At 50.8% G+C, this 14,173-nt stretch carries 10 protein-coding genes and 1 pseudogene; 6 read left to right on the top strand and 5 right to left on the bottom strand.

The window, feature by feature from the left end; translation table 11 throughout:
• Window positions 1–13 precede the first annotated feature (13 nt).
• The 3 genes from AC1ME2_RS09725 to AC1ME2_RS09715 are packed head-to-tail and all read left to right on the top strand — an operon-like array spanning window position 14 to window position 2,771.
• Window positions 14–937, top strand: coding sequence for a glycine betaine ABC transporter substrate-binding protein (locus AC1ME2_RS09725; RefSeq protein WP_480440734.1), 924 nt, complete (start codon window positions 14–16; stop codon window positions 935–937).
• Window positions 934–1,587 carry an ABC transporter permease gene (locus AC1ME2_RS09720; protein ID WP_480440732.1) on the top strand — a complete coding sequence of 218 codons (654 nt, stop codon included), beginning with the start codon at window positions 934–936 and terminating at the stop codon, window positions 1,585–1,587. The genes AC1ME2_RS09725 and AC1ME2_RS09720 overlap by 4 nt, the downstream gene beginning before the upstream one ends.
• A gap of 14 nt (window positions 1,588–1,601) precedes the next feature.
• On the top strand, window positions 1,602–2,771 hold the full coding sequence (locus AC1ME2_RS09715) for an osmoprotectant ABC transporter ATP-binding protein OsmV (protein ID WP_480442066.1): 1,170 nt from the start codon (window positions 1,602–1,604) through the stop codon (window positions 2,769–2,771).
• 59 nt (window positions 2,772–2,830) lie between these two features.
• Here the strand turns inward: AC1ME2_RS09715 and AC1ME2_RS09710 are convergent, their stop codons facing one another.
• The 4 genes from AC1ME2_RS09710 to AC1ME2_RS09695 all read right to left on the bottom strand — a co-directional run bounded on the left by AC1ME2_RS09710 (window position 2,831) and on the right by AC1ME2_RS09695 (window position 7,590).
• Window positions 2,831–4,090, bottom strand: a complete 1,260-nt coding sequence (locus AC1ME2_RS09710) for a hypothetical protein (RefSeq protein WP_480440731.1) — start codon at window positions 4,088–4,090, stop codon at window positions 2,831–2,833.
• Between the two features lie 532 nt (window positions 4,091–4,622).
• Window positions 4,623–5,447 (bottom strand): multinuclear nonheme iron-dependent oxidase, encoded by an 825-nt coding sequence (locus tag AC1ME2_RS09705; RefSeq protein WP_480440730.1) that lies wholly within the window; start codon window positions 5,445–5,447, stop codon window positions 4,623–4,625.
• Window positions 5,448–5,455: 8 nt separating this feature from the next.
• Window positions 5,456–7,201, bottom strand: coding sequence for a B12-binding domain-containing radical SAM protein (locus AC1ME2_RS09700; protein WP_480440729.1), 1,746 nt, complete (start codon window positions 7,199–7,201; stop codon window positions 5,456–5,458).
• Window positions 7,202–7,455: 254 nt separating this feature from the next.
• Window positions 7,456–7,590: a hypothetical protein gene (locus tag AC1ME2_RS09695; RefSeq protein WP_480440727.1), complete on the bottom strand. Its 135-nt coding sequence runs from the start codon at window positions 7,588–7,590 to the stop codon at window positions 7,456–7,458.
• 312 nt (window positions 7,591–7,902) lie between these two features.
• Between AC1ME2_RS09695 and AC1ME2_RS09690 the strand changes: the two are divergent.
• Window positions 7,903–8,256: pseudogene (locus AC1ME2_RS09690) on the top strand (hypothetical protein); the annotation flags it as partial.
• A 94-nt stretch (window positions 8,257–8,350) separates the two neighbouring features.
• Here the strand turns inward: AC1ME2_RS09690 and AC1ME2_RS09685 are convergent.
• On the bottom strand, window positions 8,351–10,867 hold the full coding sequence (locus AC1ME2_RS09685; RefSeq protein ID WP_480440726.1) for a M60 family metallopeptidase: 2,517 nt from the start codon (window positions 10,865–10,867) through the stop codon (window positions 8,351–8,353).
• A gap of 710 nt (window positions 10,868–11,577) precedes the next feature.
• Here AC1ME2_RS09685 and AC1ME2_RS09680 point away from each other — a divergent pair.
• On the top strand, window positions 11,578–12,741 hold the full coding sequence (locus AC1ME2_RS09680) for a type III PLP-dependent enzyme (RefSeq protein WP_480440724.1): 1,164 nt from the start codon (window positions 11,578–11,580) through the stop codon (window positions 12,739–12,741).
• Between the two features lie 194 nt (window positions 12,742–12,935).
• The gene (locus AC1ME2_RS09675; protein WP_480440723.1) at window positions 12,936–14,117 is read left to right on the top strand and encodes an alpha-xenorhabdolysin family binary toxin subunit A; all 1,182 of its coding nucleotides are present in this window, start codon (window positions 12,936–12,938) and stop codon (window positions 14,115–14,117) included.
• Window positions 14,118–14,173: the final 56 nt, after the last annotated feature.

Genomic DNA, 14,173 nt, shown 5'->3' with positions numbered 1-14,173 from the left:
GAAAGGAATTCCAATGAAAAAATCATGCTTATTTATAGGCTTTGCCTTGCTGCTCTCGGGATTTGCCCAGGCGGCTGAAAAACCGGTAATTCGCGTCGGCGCCCGAGTGTTCACCGAGCAAACAATCCTGGCGGAACTCACCGCGCAGTATTTGCGCACCAACGGCTACGACGTCAAAGTGACCGGCGGCCTGGGTAGCACTCTGGCACGTAGCGCGCAAGAAAGCGGGCAACTGGATTTGATCTGGGAGTACACCGGGGTGTCCTTGGTGAGTTACAACCATGTCGACGAAAAGCTCGACAGCGCGCAGACCTTTGAGCGGGTCAAGACGCTGGATGCGAAGAAGGGGCTGGTTTGGCTCTCGCCCTCGAAATTCAGCAACACCTACGCGCTGGCGTTGCCGAAAAAAGTCGCTGACCAGTACCCGCAGATCAACACCATCAGCGACCTGAGCCGCGTCCTGAAAGACGAGGTGAAAGACAAACACATCGTTGCGCTGGATACCGAGTTCGCCAACCGTTCCGACGGTTTGCTCGGTATGGTCAAGCAATACGACATGAACCTGAACCGCGAGAGCATCCGCCAGATGGATGCCGGGCTGGTCTACACCGCGCTGCGTAACGGTCAGGTTTTCGCCGGGTTGGTCTACACCACGGACGGGCGCCTGAACGCGTTTCAGCTCAAGCTGCTCGAAGACGACAAGCACTACTTCCCGGACTACACCGCTGCACCGGTGATTCGCCAGGAATACCTCGATGCTCATCCGGACCTCGCCGCGCTGCTCAAGCCGCTGGCCGAACTGCTGGATGACACCACCATGCGCACGCTCAATGCGCGGGTCGATGTCGATCACGACAGCCCCTCCATCGTTGCCGCGGACTTCCTGCGCGAGCACCCACCGCACCCTGTCTCCCAAGACAATAAGGAGAAGCCATGAATATCTTCAGCACCTTCTCCCACCTGGACTGGCCGCTGGTCCTGCACCTGACCTGGCAGCACATCACCCTGGTCGGGATCGCGGTGACCCTGGCCATCGTGGTTGGCGTTCCTTTGGGCGTATTAATGACGCGCTTCCCGGTACTGGCCGGTCCGCTGCAAGCCAGCGCTACAGTGCTGCTCACCGTGCCGTCGATTGCCTTGTTCGGCTTGTTGCTGCCGTTCTATTCGAAGTTCGGTCAGGGCCTGGGGCCGATGCCGGCGATCACCGCCGTGTTTCTGTACTCGCTACTGCCGATCATGCGTAACACCTACCTGGCATTGACCGGGGTCGACCCTGGCATTCGCGAAGCGGCCAAAGGCATCGGCATGACCTTCGCTCAGCGTCTGCGCATGGTCGAGTTGCCCATCGCCGTGCCCGTGATTCTCGCCGGGGTGCGCACTGCCGTGGTGATGAATATTGGTGTCATGACCATCGCCGCGACCATCGGTGCCGGTGGTCTGGGTGTACTTATTCTCGCTTCAATCAGCCGCAGCGATATGTCGATGCTGATCGTTGGCGCCGTACTGGTCAGTCTTCTGGCCATCTTCGCCGACCTGCTTCTGCAATGGCTGCAACGCACGCTGACTCCAAAAGGTCTATTGAAATGATGAATCCAAAGCAAATGATCGAACTTCAGAACCTGACCAAGACGTTTCACACCAACGGTAAAGACGTCATCGCCGTGGATTCTGTGAGCCTGACCGTCAACGAAGGCGAGATCTGTGTATTCCTCGGGCCTTCGGGGTGTGGCAAGAGCACCACACTGAAAATGATCAACCGGCTGATCATGCCGACCTCCGGCAAAGTACTGATCAACGGTGAAGACACCGCCGACCTGGATGCAGTGACCCTGCGCCGCAATATCGGCTACGTGATTCAGCAGATTGGTCTGTTCCCGAACATGACCATCGAAGAAAACATCACCATCGTTCCGCGTTTGCTGGGCTGGGACAAACAGAAGTGCCACGACCGCGCCCGCGAGTTGATGAGCATGATCAAGCTTGAGCCCAAGCAGTACCTGAGCCGCTACCCACGTGAGTTGTCCGGTGGTCAGCAACAGCGGATCGGCGTGATTCGTGCGCTGGCGGCCGATGCCCCGTTGTTGCTGATGGACGAACCCTTCGGCGCGGTCGACCCGATCAACCGCGAGATGATCCAGAACGAGTTCTTCGAGATGCAACGGGCGCTAAACAAGACCGTGATCATGGTCAGCCACGACATCGACGAAGCCATCAAGCTGGGCGACAAAATTGCCATCTTCCGGGCCGGCAAACTGATCCAGGTCGATCATCCCGACACCTTGCTTGCACACCCGGCGGACGACTTCGTCAGCAACTTCGTGGGTCAGGACAGCACCCTCAAACGCCTGCTGCTGGTTCGCGCCGAAGATGCTGCCGACAACGCGCCATCCGTCAGCCCGGAAACCCCGGTGGCTGAAGCGCTGGAATTGATGGACGAACTCGACCGTCGTTACGTGGTGGTGACCGACGCCGACAACAAAGGCCTGGGCTATGTCCGTCGCCGTGACCTGCACCGTCAGCAAGGCACCTGCGCGCACTACCTGCTTGGATTCAACGCCACTGCCGCGTTCGACGAGCATTTGCGCATCCTGTTGTCGCGCATGTACGAGTTCAATCGATCATGGTTGCCGGTGATGGACGCCGAGCGGGTATTCCTCGGGGAAGTCACCCAGGAATCGATTGCCGAGTACCTGAGTTCGGGCCGTTCGCGGGGTGGCAAGACCAGCATTGTGTCGCCAGCGGATTTGGTGGAGCAGGCTACTTCGGTTTGATGTGATTGGCCGATGTGCCGCATGGGCGCATTGGCCATTTCGATTGGTAAGTTAGTTTGTTAGGGAAACTCCGAGCACTCATAGGGTTTTTTTATACAAAACATGATCACAACCGCAGTAGAAAAGCCAAAAAGAATACCGAAAATTCGCAATATGCTTTCAGGACCAACCAAGGCAGTAGCCGTACCCACAATTACGATCAGCGCCACGTTTGCGGCCAGCTCTGCCCAAAGGAATATCTTGGCACTGTCCTGCTCACTGAACAGAAGCAAAAATTGAGTAGATGCATACCTGACCAGAAGTATTGCCGATACAGATGCAGAGAAACAAAAACCGAGTAAACCTGCAAGGTATCCGATCTCATCCGGATTTAGCAGAAGCAGGTAGACTACAGCACCAGTCAGGCATGAGCAGGCTGTTAAAAACACCTTACTTCTCTTCAAGAAAGACCAGTAACGTACGACGCAACCCGCGCCAGCATAGGAAATCAAATAGATGCAAAGTGATACTGCCGAAGCGCCCATCCAAGTGACGGCGTCGGGTAGGAGTGAAATTCCTTTGTACTTGTAGATCAACCCGATTCCGTACATAAGTATGACTGATTCAAATACTGTGCCCACGGTATAACATGCCCATAATACAGGCGCCTTTTTGAGGGCCGCAAATATAGAAGCAGAGCGGTGCTTTACTGTATTTGAAATTCCAGTCGGGGCAAATCTCACCTCTCGAAGATCACTTCGAGTGAGCAAGACCTGGACGCACCGACATCCAATTACAATAAAGAACATTGCATAGATTACTTCCATACTTGCCGCGAAAAAATTGGCGACCCCGACCAGAAACAATAGCGCGCAGGGAAGACCTAATCGGATTGCGCCAAACCCTCTCAGGCTGTTCATATAATCAGCGGGCTTGCCCACACCTGAATAATGCATTGCACTGTAGGCAGGCCTGAATGCAGCTTTCAGTAGGCCGGTTCCCATGGCGTCGAGTAAAAACGAGGCGAGAATGAATGACCAGCCGTAAAAAAAAGAGCGACCTGCGACGACCACCCCAGAAAAAAAGAGACAGCAACTCATCGCTTTGAGGGTAAAGCCAACGTGTGTCGCGCGAATAATCCCAAGCCTGACAACCAGAATGTACGCCGTTCCAAACTCTACCAGGATTGATATGGCAAGCTGGGCGATAAGCGCATATTCGAGGGCCAGTGTTCCCAAATTCGGCGTCGTGGCAATGATCGCGAGCTCGACGATGGTTACAGTGATGGCGATTGCAAAGTAAAGGGCATCAGCACGCCCTACTCGATGACATGCATTCATCTCTTTTTTGCTCTATAGGTGCACCCAGGTTCGATATCAAGTTGCTGATACAGGAACGAAGGCGCCGACGCTCGACCGTAAAACATGAGCGATAAATAAAAAGAACTGAGGTCATAAGGGATCAGGACCGATACATCCGTACTGGTTGCATCTGGCGAGTAGTAGAAAACGCCAGATCCGTTCCTAAAATCCTCATAGTGGATTATCTCTGATAGAAAATCAGCATCAAGCTCTTGTATGACCGCTGCGGCCCTTGTCACTGAGGCCTCGTAAAGCGTGGGGCAGTTGCCCGCATCAGAAGGGAAATTGTCGAATAGTGGCCGCCAGAACGACACTCCGTAAACGCTGGATATAAAAGGGATCGAGAAAGGCCAGCGCCGATTTATGAACCTGACGATATCAATAAATCGGCGTGTCGAATCAAATCGAAAGTTTATATCCGGAAGGCCACTCTCCGGACTTTCACGCAGAAGATTATCAAATGAGTAAAAGCTTCCGAACCGCTCATACATTTCTTGCATCAGCAAAGCCTCTATAAAATCGCCTTTATTAGCAGGAAATTTTGGTGACGAACGTCATTGTCAGCGCCTTCCATTTCTAGAAGTACATTATGTAATACTTTCTCGTTGGTAATGCAGGCTTGAGCGATGTGCAACATCTCATCATTATATTTGTCAGCATGCTGATCCAACCAAACAGCTACACCATTCCATCGCCAAGATTTCATCCCGGATAGATGAACCGTCTTAATGTGCTTCCAGATATCGCTTTTTATATCTGGCATCGGATGGGAAAGGTTATGAACCCTGCAGTACCCTAGATAATGACCTACGTCAAAAGCCATTTGACAGCCTGATAAATCACAAATTCGCTTGTAGTATTCCCAGAACCCCATACCTATCTCACCACTGTAGACAGGTGGATTCTCTATGACTACTGGAATGCCAACCATTTCTTGAACAAAGGCGGCATTGCTCGCCGCCTGATACAGTGATACTTCAGAAAAGCCTGGATCTGTCTGATGTGCTCCTAAAAACACCCTCTGATATCGCCATAACCCAAGATCTTCCTCCAAATAGATAAAGGGGAAGCCTCTCAGGTTTTGTTTCCAAACACATAGCTCCTCTCTGTCTAATTCAGCCGAAAGATTAATATCAACAGGATGGACTGCCAAGGATATTCCATTCGCCAAGGCACACTCTCCCAACTCAACGTCGAAAGGTTCAAAAAAGCGAAGCCCTACACTGAAATGCGTGACTGACGCCTCCCATCCCTGATTGTTGCTCTCTAGTTTTTCTACGAGTCGTTTAAGATCGGCCTGACCGCCGCTAGTGCCTATCCGGATGTCATTGTTCATTAGCTACCTCAGCGAATTTTGGCTATTAGTTCACCTCTTCGTCCTCCGGAGCCCGTGGTAACCTCGCTATGCTTGGACTCCATTGACGTTGGCTCCGCTTCTTCATCCAAACTCAGAGCAATGAGATAAATATAATCAATGGCGACTAAATCCTGATCAACGGATCGAGGATTGCGCGAAAGTGACCACAGTACCTTGAACGGCAAGTGGAGTAGATACATATTGAGAAGTGAATAGTACGCTCGAGTGTATGCGTCGGTGCCTTCCCGGACCTTCATGATGTTTCTTGAAATCGCAGCTTCTAGTCGAGTTAGGTGTTTCTTGGCAAAGCCATCGATGAAAGAATTATAGATTAACGAAACCTCATGGTTTTGTATAAATTGCCGTGAATCTGGTAATTCCTCCAGAGACAGTGGGTATCCTAACCTTAATTCCAATACCTCTCTCACGGGAGTGCCGGGGTACAACATCATTATATTGAAATAGTGATCTAGAGACTCGTGCTCTGTAAGGCCGGAGCGGAGTATAAACAAAAGGTTTTCCAGTATTTCCCTTGGGTTCTGGTCGTGGTAAAACATTATAAAATCTAGGCCTAGCGCGATACCATTGTCATGAAGTGCCCGAACGGCAGAAATATTTTTCTCAACAGTCACCTTTTTGTTCATGTAGTCCAGTTGACTCTGTGAGCCTGACTCTATACCCAACTCTACAAGCCTTAGGCCCTGAACGACCAAGGTCGGCAGTGCATCCTGAATTTTCAGGAGATAGCCAACAGTTGAAGAACTACTCCAGGTAACTTTTCCTTTAAACAGGCTATATAAGCCACTGGAAAATTCCAATACCCGATCCTTGCGAACAAAAAAATTCGCATCCATCATGTACACATGTTCGAAGCTGTAGGTGCGGGCGGCTTGCTCAAGCCATACCAGTAATGTACTGGCTTCGGCAGCACGCCATTTTGGCCCTTCTTTGTCGGCTGCTACAATTGCGCAGAAGGAACAGGCTAGTGGACAACCCCTGCTGCTAGTGAATGCTATTGCTTTTCTACGTATACCATCCCGTCTGTCAGTATAATGAAGGGACTGAATATCGCTAGTAGTGTAATCAAGCAGTGGATTCTCCCATTCGCAGGCGGGAAGCTGGTTTTTACATTTATAACTCGTGAGACATGCTCCCTGCGTATCTATCCAAACGGCATTTGGAACCGTTTCGAGATTTAATTTGTGCGCCTGACTTTGCTTTGACTGCTTTGTATATAATTCGATCGGGGGGTTTTGTTTTTTCGTAAACTCCTGAACCAGCAATAGAGTTGAGTATTCCCCCTCCCCCACTAGGGCAACACGGTAAGTTTCAGCTGCATACCTCAAAAATGACTCAGCAGCCAAGCTAATGTGCGGTCCACCACAGAAAATGAAAGCATCGGGTAGACGTTCTAGAACAGTGTTAGCCCATAGTTTTGCGGCTACCACGTTACTGCTGTAAACCGAAAACCCAACCATCGTTGGTTCCCAGTCTATGAGGTCAACTAACCTGTCTATATCCGACACATGTGATTCGGAGTAGTCGAATATTGTGACATCAACATCGGAACTGTGCTTCTTCAGATAAGCAGAAATATTTTGCAGTCCCAATGGCATGATTTTTTGTGGCCCTTCACCGTAAGGTAGTGCAACCAATGCCAGTTTGACGCTCAACGATTCGACATCGCTGCTATGGTTGTGGTCCAGAGATAAATTTGATTTTGCTCTGCTCATAACTGTCAGGCCCCTCTGTACCTGTAGCCGGATCAAAGAAATCTGGAAATTTCGTTAAAATCTCTATCGCTATATCCAGATCCGAGAATGAGGACAGATACCAAGCTTTATTCAGCTTCAAAAATCCGTTCCCATTATGAAAAAATAGTAATCCCAAGTCGTCCATTACCCAGACGCCAGGCTTGATTTTTTGATGGCTCATAAGTCACCGCACGATTTAAGCTGACCCGACTTACGTCGGGCCGCTGCTACGTTTAAAATTCCGGCGCTGTTTTCCCCGCCACAGCTTCATAGTCGGTAAGTATCACCGAGGTGTACGTCGGTGAAGTGCTTGCGTTTTCCTCGATGAGGTCCATGTCTTCAAGCGTGCTTTCCTTATTTTCGTTCATATGCATACCTTCCGTTTTTACTTCAGCCCACATTAGGCTTGTTTGAAGCTAGACGGCAATGCATCTGAAAGCAAGCTCAATCTACTTACGCTTTTAATATTTGCGAAGCACGTCGTCAATTACCCTCTAGGTAGCGTTTGTTCTAGTAAGAATTATCAGGACTTGTCCTACAGAGATTATTCAAATCTTCCTACAATACTTTCCTCATAATATTAACCGTTCACGTTGGAACTCGTCGAAGTGGTCGTACCGGGTTGCGAAATCAATATGCATGTAGTTTGTGTTTTATTGAGTGTGTCATTAGTTGTGTAGGACTCATCGATCAAGCTCGGCGACAAAATCACTATCTTCCGCGCGGGCAAATTGATTCAGTTCGATCACCCGGACACCTTGCTCGCGCATCCAGCAGACGACTTTGTCAGCAACTTCGTGGGTCAGGACAGCACCCTCAAACGCCTGCTGCTGGTGCGTGCCGAAGATGCTGCCGACAACGCGCCATCCGTTAGCACGGAAACCCCGGTGGCCGAAGCGCTGGAATTGATGGACGAACTCGACCGTCGTTATGTGGTGGTGACCCAGGAATCGATTGCCGAGTACCTGAGTTCGGGCCGTTCGCGGGGTGGCAAGACCAGCATTGTGTCGCCAGCGGAGCAAGTTGCTTCCTGAGCCGCCACCGCCAGGCTCGTAGCCTGGCGGCAGCTTCTGCGGATTCCAGCTGAAACTACACAGTTGCCAACGATTCTATCCCCGTTGGCAACGCTTATTGCTCATGGCAACCGCACGGTTTTGCGAAGTCTTCCACTGCGCATTGAGTGATGGCCTGTCGTTGCGCCTTGACTTGGCCGCCACTGAATTTTTTCGGGTAGTCGTTTTGATAAAGCACGTATTGCAGTCCCTTGTGAACCACTAAGACCTTGCAGGTATCCTGATCATCTATCTTCACAGAAGTCCTCCAGAGGCGATTTGACACACTGGAGTAAAAAGCAGCGCCTTCGTTAACCTCCGAGCAGTAAGTATCATTCTTGTAGAAATAGTATCGATAGTGCTTGAAGTTATCATTGGGGAAGGAGACGCTTAACATATCGACGCTCTCGGTAACGTTGCCGATGGTCATGGATAGCAACAGGTGTTGGGCGATGTAGAGTTGTTCCCGGAAGGTTGCTCTGTTGGTGGGTGAGATATTCAGATCGCCGTCCACTGTAGGGCGCAATGCATCAATAGTTACCTGCCCGACATTCGGCTTTAACGCCGTCATGGAGTCATCGGTGAACAGCTCCCGGATTGGGCGACCAATTACATCCTCCGTCAACGTGCCCGAAAACAGGGTATAAACATGGCCTGAATTTAAGGTAACTCGAACCAATGCTTTGGTAGTGTTGTCGACTGAAATACGTAAGCTCCACACGTTATCCACTAACGTTGAGGATGTCGGTACTCCGAAGGCGAGTGTTGAAAACGCATCGACCTCATTTCCAAGTGTATAGGTATAGTCTTTGAACCGCAGGTTGGGCAGATGCACGTCGATGCCGTTCGAGGTGATTGAAACGCGACCGAGGGTTTTGTTCAGGAATAACAACTGGGCGCGGTGAAAGCGCTGAATGAGGCTCTGATTGATGGCGTATCGCTCCAGCTCGCTAAATAGATTGCTGAGTTGGGTTTGTGTCACTGAGGGGGTGATCTCGATCTGGCGCTCATCGGTGAACAGGGCGTTAAGACTTGAAACCAGCCATTCATGAGACCGGCTCCCTGCCGCCGCTAAATATCTCTCGCCTTCCAAAATGACAAAGATCTCCACTCTGTCATGTACCGCCAAGGGGCCGGGTACTAATACGAAAACCTCGGGTGCTTGAATGTACGCCGTACAGTTATCACAAACGCCGTTGTCTATAGACGCTACAACTTTGCCGTTAACCGACACCTCGTATCGATAAGGCAAGTACCATTCTTTACGAACGATGAAATTCAGGATTTCTTCAAGTTCCCCCATCCGCACGCTGGATAATAGATAGGCCCGTTCGGGGATGTACTCAGGATAGGGCATTGGAATAGGAAATGAGTGTGTCGCGTCCGTTTCCCAGATGGGTTGAGCGAGCGGAGGCAGGTGCTCAAGGTCCATCAGGGTCTGGTGGTTGGGGTAGAGCCCCCATCTGTCAAAAAAAACAGTTAAATCAAATTGGCTCAGGAGGGAAGTCTCAACCATAAAACGCTGAATTTTATCTTCGTTCTCAGTCGGTTTGTCTTGCAGCATTCGATATCGTTGATGCAGCTGAGGATAAAAAGAACTACCGAAGGTCAAGCGCAATTGCCACAGTATGACCAGCTTGTGAAATACAACAGGTATATCGTTAAACGCTCTATGGTTATTTTTAAGGTACTCCTTCATCACAGGGTAATATTCATCTATGCGACTGGCGCGCCCATCAAAAGCTTCTTGTACTGCCATGGAGTAGAGGTTGACCGTCACCTCGGTCATTCCTGAGCCTGAAGTCCAGGTCATTGGGGTAAGTTGTCGTTGATGACCACTTTCATGCCAAGGGCCCCAACCGTTAGCGGTATCGCTCGATAACAATGCGCTCAGCGCGGTTGGGCCTGTGAACCCCATGTGACCATCAGCGGCGAACATAAAAAGACGGTCGGCCTCCACGTAGAATAGTTTGTTGGGGTCGATTGCGTAGTCTGCTGTGCCATGTTGGCAAATGCCTGACAAAACGTCTTGATATTGGATGAACTGATCATAGTAGGCCATCAGTTTTTCAGGGTTACTCAGGTGGTTTTTAGCGCTCAGGTAACGAACTACAATGATTGCGCGCTGGCCAGTGAGTTGCACGATAGGCGCGTTACTGTATTCAATCATTTGTCGGGCCCAGTCGTCATTGCTGGTCACGCCCAACTCGAAAGTGGGAACCCTGGCGTTCACAGAGCTGATAAGGAGATCTATATGTCCAACCTTATTTTGATTGATGAAGCTCAACAAACCTGTATTGGTTGCCTCAATAATGTTGAATTCAGAAGGCAAAGCGTAATAGGTCGGCGTTTCGATTTCTGGAACGCCGATGACCGCAACAACGTTCATGGGTGAACCATAAGCACTAATTTCCAGGCGTTCGCCTTTCGTCACGTAAATACCGGTGGGTTGATATTCGCTGTGCCTGCGGGACCTGGCTTGTCGTATCCGATGATCTTCGGCTGTACCCTGCCCAATGACTCGGACGTTAACGTTTGAATATCCACTATTGGTTGAAGTCGAACTCACATCATCATCACGCCTCGTGTTCATGATCGATACCTTGATATTTTTCAGTTTAGAGCGTTGATTTAGCGCGTCAGTATTCAGCCCGTCTACTGTCAGAAATGTCAGGTTTAGCGATTAAGCAACGCTGCTGGTCGAGTAAATCGTTTTTCCTGTGAGCGAACTCATTCGCGAAGGAACTGTGACGGTTTTTACGCGTTGCAGGGTTCATAACGGATTGCATCCCGTTTTGAGAGCTCCTGGATGATGGGCGTGAATCGGTGATGGATGCCGAGCGGGTATTTCTCGGGGAAGTCACCCGGGAATCGGTTGCGGAGTACCTGAGTTCGGGCTGCGGCAGTCTGAGGCATCTATATCGCGAATTCATTCGCGAAGAAGCGATTCGGTCTCCCTGAAAATCTCTGCTCGGGGAACATCTGGCTGTCACATCGGTCCGTTACATACGTCAGTGATCCTTGCTTGGCGACGGACGTGTGTAAAAACGCGACATTTTTTGTTGATCTCAAGCCTCTCAAGTCCTAAAGTTCGCGCCGAACGTCCATGCTGGAAACGATCCATCCGGCTCAAGTACTGACGACGAGACAGCAAGGTCACCCAGAAGCCCGCAGGGCCCGGTTGACCTTTTTTGCTTTCGGCGGACATGCCTTGGGAAGTAGGCGAACCAAAGTGGGGATACACACGGAGGACGTTCATTTGCACCCATTGATTAATTTAGTTTGCCAGTAGGAGTTCCCAGCATGACGATCCAGGTCGAAGACTATTTCGCGCGCGATACCTTCAACAAAATGAAGGCGTTCGCTGACAAGCAAGAAACCCCGTTCGTGGTCATCGACACCCAGATGATCAGCAAGGCCTACGATGACCTGCGCGCTGGCTTTGATTTCGCCAAGATCTACTACGCCGTCAAAGCCAACCCGGCGGTGGAAGTCATCAATCTGCTTAAGGATAAGGGCTCGAACTTCGACATCGCCTCGATCTACGAGCTGGACAAGGTCATGAGCCAGGGCGTTGGCCCGGACCTTATCAGCTACGGCAACACCATCAAGAAATCCAAAGACATTCGCTACTTCTACGAGAAGGGCGTGCGTCTGTACGCCACCGACTCTGAAGCCGACCTGCGCAACATCGCCAAGGCCGCGCCGGGTTCGAAAGTCTATGTGCGCATTCTCACCGAAGGCTCGACCACTGCTGATTGGCCGCTGTCGCGCAAATTCGGTTGCCAGACCGACATGGCCATGGACCTGCTGATCCTCGCGCGTGAACTGGGCCTGGTGCCTTACGGCATCTCGTTCCACGTAGGTTCGCAGCAGCGTGATATCAGTGTGTGGGACGCGGCCATCGCCAAGGTCAAAGTGATCTTCGAGCGTCTGAAAGAAGAAGACGGCATCACTCTCAAGCTGATCAACATGGGTGGCGGCTTCCCGGCCAACTACATCACTCGTACCAACAGCCTGGAAACCTACGCTGAAGAAATCATCCGTTTCCTCAAGGAAGATTTCGGCGACGACTTGCCGGAAATTATTCTGGAGCCAGGCCGTTCGCTGATCGCCAACGCTGGCATTCTGGTGAGCGAAGTGGTGCTGGTGGCGCGTAAGTCGCGCACGGCCGTCGAGCGATGGGTTTATACGGATGTGGGCAAATTCTCCGGCCTGATCGAAACCATGGACGAAGCCATCAAGTTTCCGATCTGGACCGAGAAGAACGGCGAGATGGAAGAAGTGGTCATCGCGGGCCCGACCTGCGACAGCGCCGACATCATGTACGAGAACTATAAGTATGGCCTGCCACTGAACCTGGCCATCGGCGACCGCCTGTACTGGCTGTCCACCGGCGCCTACACCACGAGTTACAGCGCAATTGAGTTCAATGGCTTTCCGCCACTGAAGTCTTATTACGTGTAATTGCTGTTCGTTTCACCTGAAAGGCCCATGAGCGATCACGGGTCTTTTTTTATACAGGTGAGAAAGTAGTCAGTGCATGGCGTTGTATTCCTACAGGGTGTGTCGATTTCCTTAACTGTCTATTGGGTGAGTGCTCTGCTACTTTTTAAATGAGCGCTTAAAAGCGTCATCCCCCAATAATCAAGGATTCGATTATGCTCAATTCAAGTGCAACGGAAGTGTCCGCTGAAGAAGTAGGCGCGGTCAGCGAGCGTTTTATGATGGCTGCTTCCGGCAGTCATCCAGACGTTATTCGGTCCCCCGGGTTATTGGTCACTAACGAAGATGTTCGGCGGATAAAAAGATACGTCGAGACGGGTCTTGAACTTCCCATCGAGCTAGCTCAGGTGCAGCAGTTATTGGGCTATGAAAAAATTGATATCCCCGGTCTTGAACCGAGTGATATGCAAGCCCTCTACCAGAACATTAAAAAGCACGCGGGAGCCTGGTCGGCTATTGAAACCGACATGAAAACCGTTGGTACCAGTCTGGTCGTTTTTTCGGAAGACCTGGAAAGTAGCGGCGGTGCAATCACGACCTTTATCAAAGGTCTTGAAGGTTACCAGTCTACCGTCGGGAAGGTCGGCGATCTGACGCCCGAAGAGATCGACAAGCTTCCTGAAGTGCGCTTGGGCGAGGGTGACAAGAAAAAAATCCCGACCTTGCTGGCACTGGTCAGTGATTTAAGAACCGCCCTCCAGCACCACAGTAAAACGACCACCGACGTGAATGTAAAAATTTCCGATTTTAAAGACACGTTGAAGGATCGTATCGCCCCGGCGGTGGGTTTAAAGATTGCGTTGTGTGCCAGTAACGGCAATGACAAAGAAATAGCCAGGCTTGCGGCAGAGGTCAACATCATCAACCTGCTCATTGCCGAAAAACTGGCCACCTACGAGACTTACTCTGACTATAAATGGTTGGGGATTTGGTGGGGGCCGGTCGGTCTTGCAATCAGTGCTTCGATTTATGGGCCCAAGGCGGCGGCAACGGCCGCAGAGATAGACCAGTTAATAACTCAAAAGCAAGTGCTGGAACAGCAGATTTCCGCCCGCAACACCTTACTAAGCTCCCTTATCGGCTTCGAAACCAGCCTTCAGGATTTGAAAATTCGAATCGATGGTGCTTCAGGTAGCGCGTCCAATCTTGAGAGCATGTGGGGGTTGATTCAAGGGTATATCGATTCCTCTTATCGGAAGTTGGAAGGTATTACCGACGCCACCTACCTGGTGATTTTCGTTACCCGTCTCGAGAGCATCATTTCAAGCTGGATCAGTATACGGAAACAGGCGCAGGACTTACTGACCGCCTTTAATAATGTAACGGCTGAACGTTAAATATTATTGTCCTAAGCCGTCTATGGCTGCCATTGCTACACCCTGTCGAACCCCCT

This window comes from Pseudomonas sp. ASL9 (assembly GCF_056680335.1).
Note: the sequence above shows the minus strand (reverse complement) of the source record. Positions and strands in the feature narration are given on the sequence as shown.

Bases quoted from the DNA above. Each gene is read 5' to 3' on its own strand.
- AC1ME2_RS09725 (WP_480440734.1), top strand. From the start codon at position 14: ATGAAAAAATCATGCTTATTTATAGGCTTTGCCTTGCTGCTCTCGGGA.
- AC1ME2_RS09720 (WP_480440732.1), top strand. From the start codon at position 934: ATGAATATCTTCAGCACCTTCTCCCACCTGGACTGGCCGCTGGTCCTG.
- AC1ME2_RS09715 (WP_480442066.1), top strand. From the start codon at position 1,602: ATGATCGAACTTCAGAACCTGACCAAGACGTTTCACACCAACGGTAAA.
- AC1ME2_RS09710 (WP_480440731.1), bottom strand. From the start codon at position 4,090: ATGAATGCATGTCATCGAGTAGGGCGTGCTGATGCCCTTTACTTTGCA.
- AC1ME2_RS09705 (WP_480440730.1), bottom strand. From the start codon at position 5,447: ATGAACAATGACATCCGGATAGGCACTAGCGGCGGTCAGGCCGATCTT.
- AC1ME2_RS09700 (WP_480440729.1), bottom strand. From the start codon at position 7,201: ATGAGCAGAGCAAAATCAAATTTATCTCTGGACCACAACCATAGCAGC.
- AC1ME2_RS09695 (WP_480440727.1), bottom strand. From the start codon at position 7,590: ATGAACGAAAATAAGGAAAGCACGCTTGAAGACATGGACCTCATCGAG.
- AC1ME2_RS09685 (WP_480440726.1), bottom strand. From the start codon at position 10,867: ATGAACACGAGGCGTGATGATGATGTGAGTTCGACTTCAACCAATAGT.
- AC1ME2_RS09680 (WP_480440724.1), top strand. From the start codon at position 11,578: ATGACGATCCAGGTCGAAGACTATTTCGCGCGCGATACCTTCAACAAA.
- AC1ME2_RS09675 (WP_480440723.1), top strand. From the start codon at position 12,936: ATGCTCAATTCAAGTGCAACGGAAGTGTCCGCTGAAGAAGTAGGCGCG.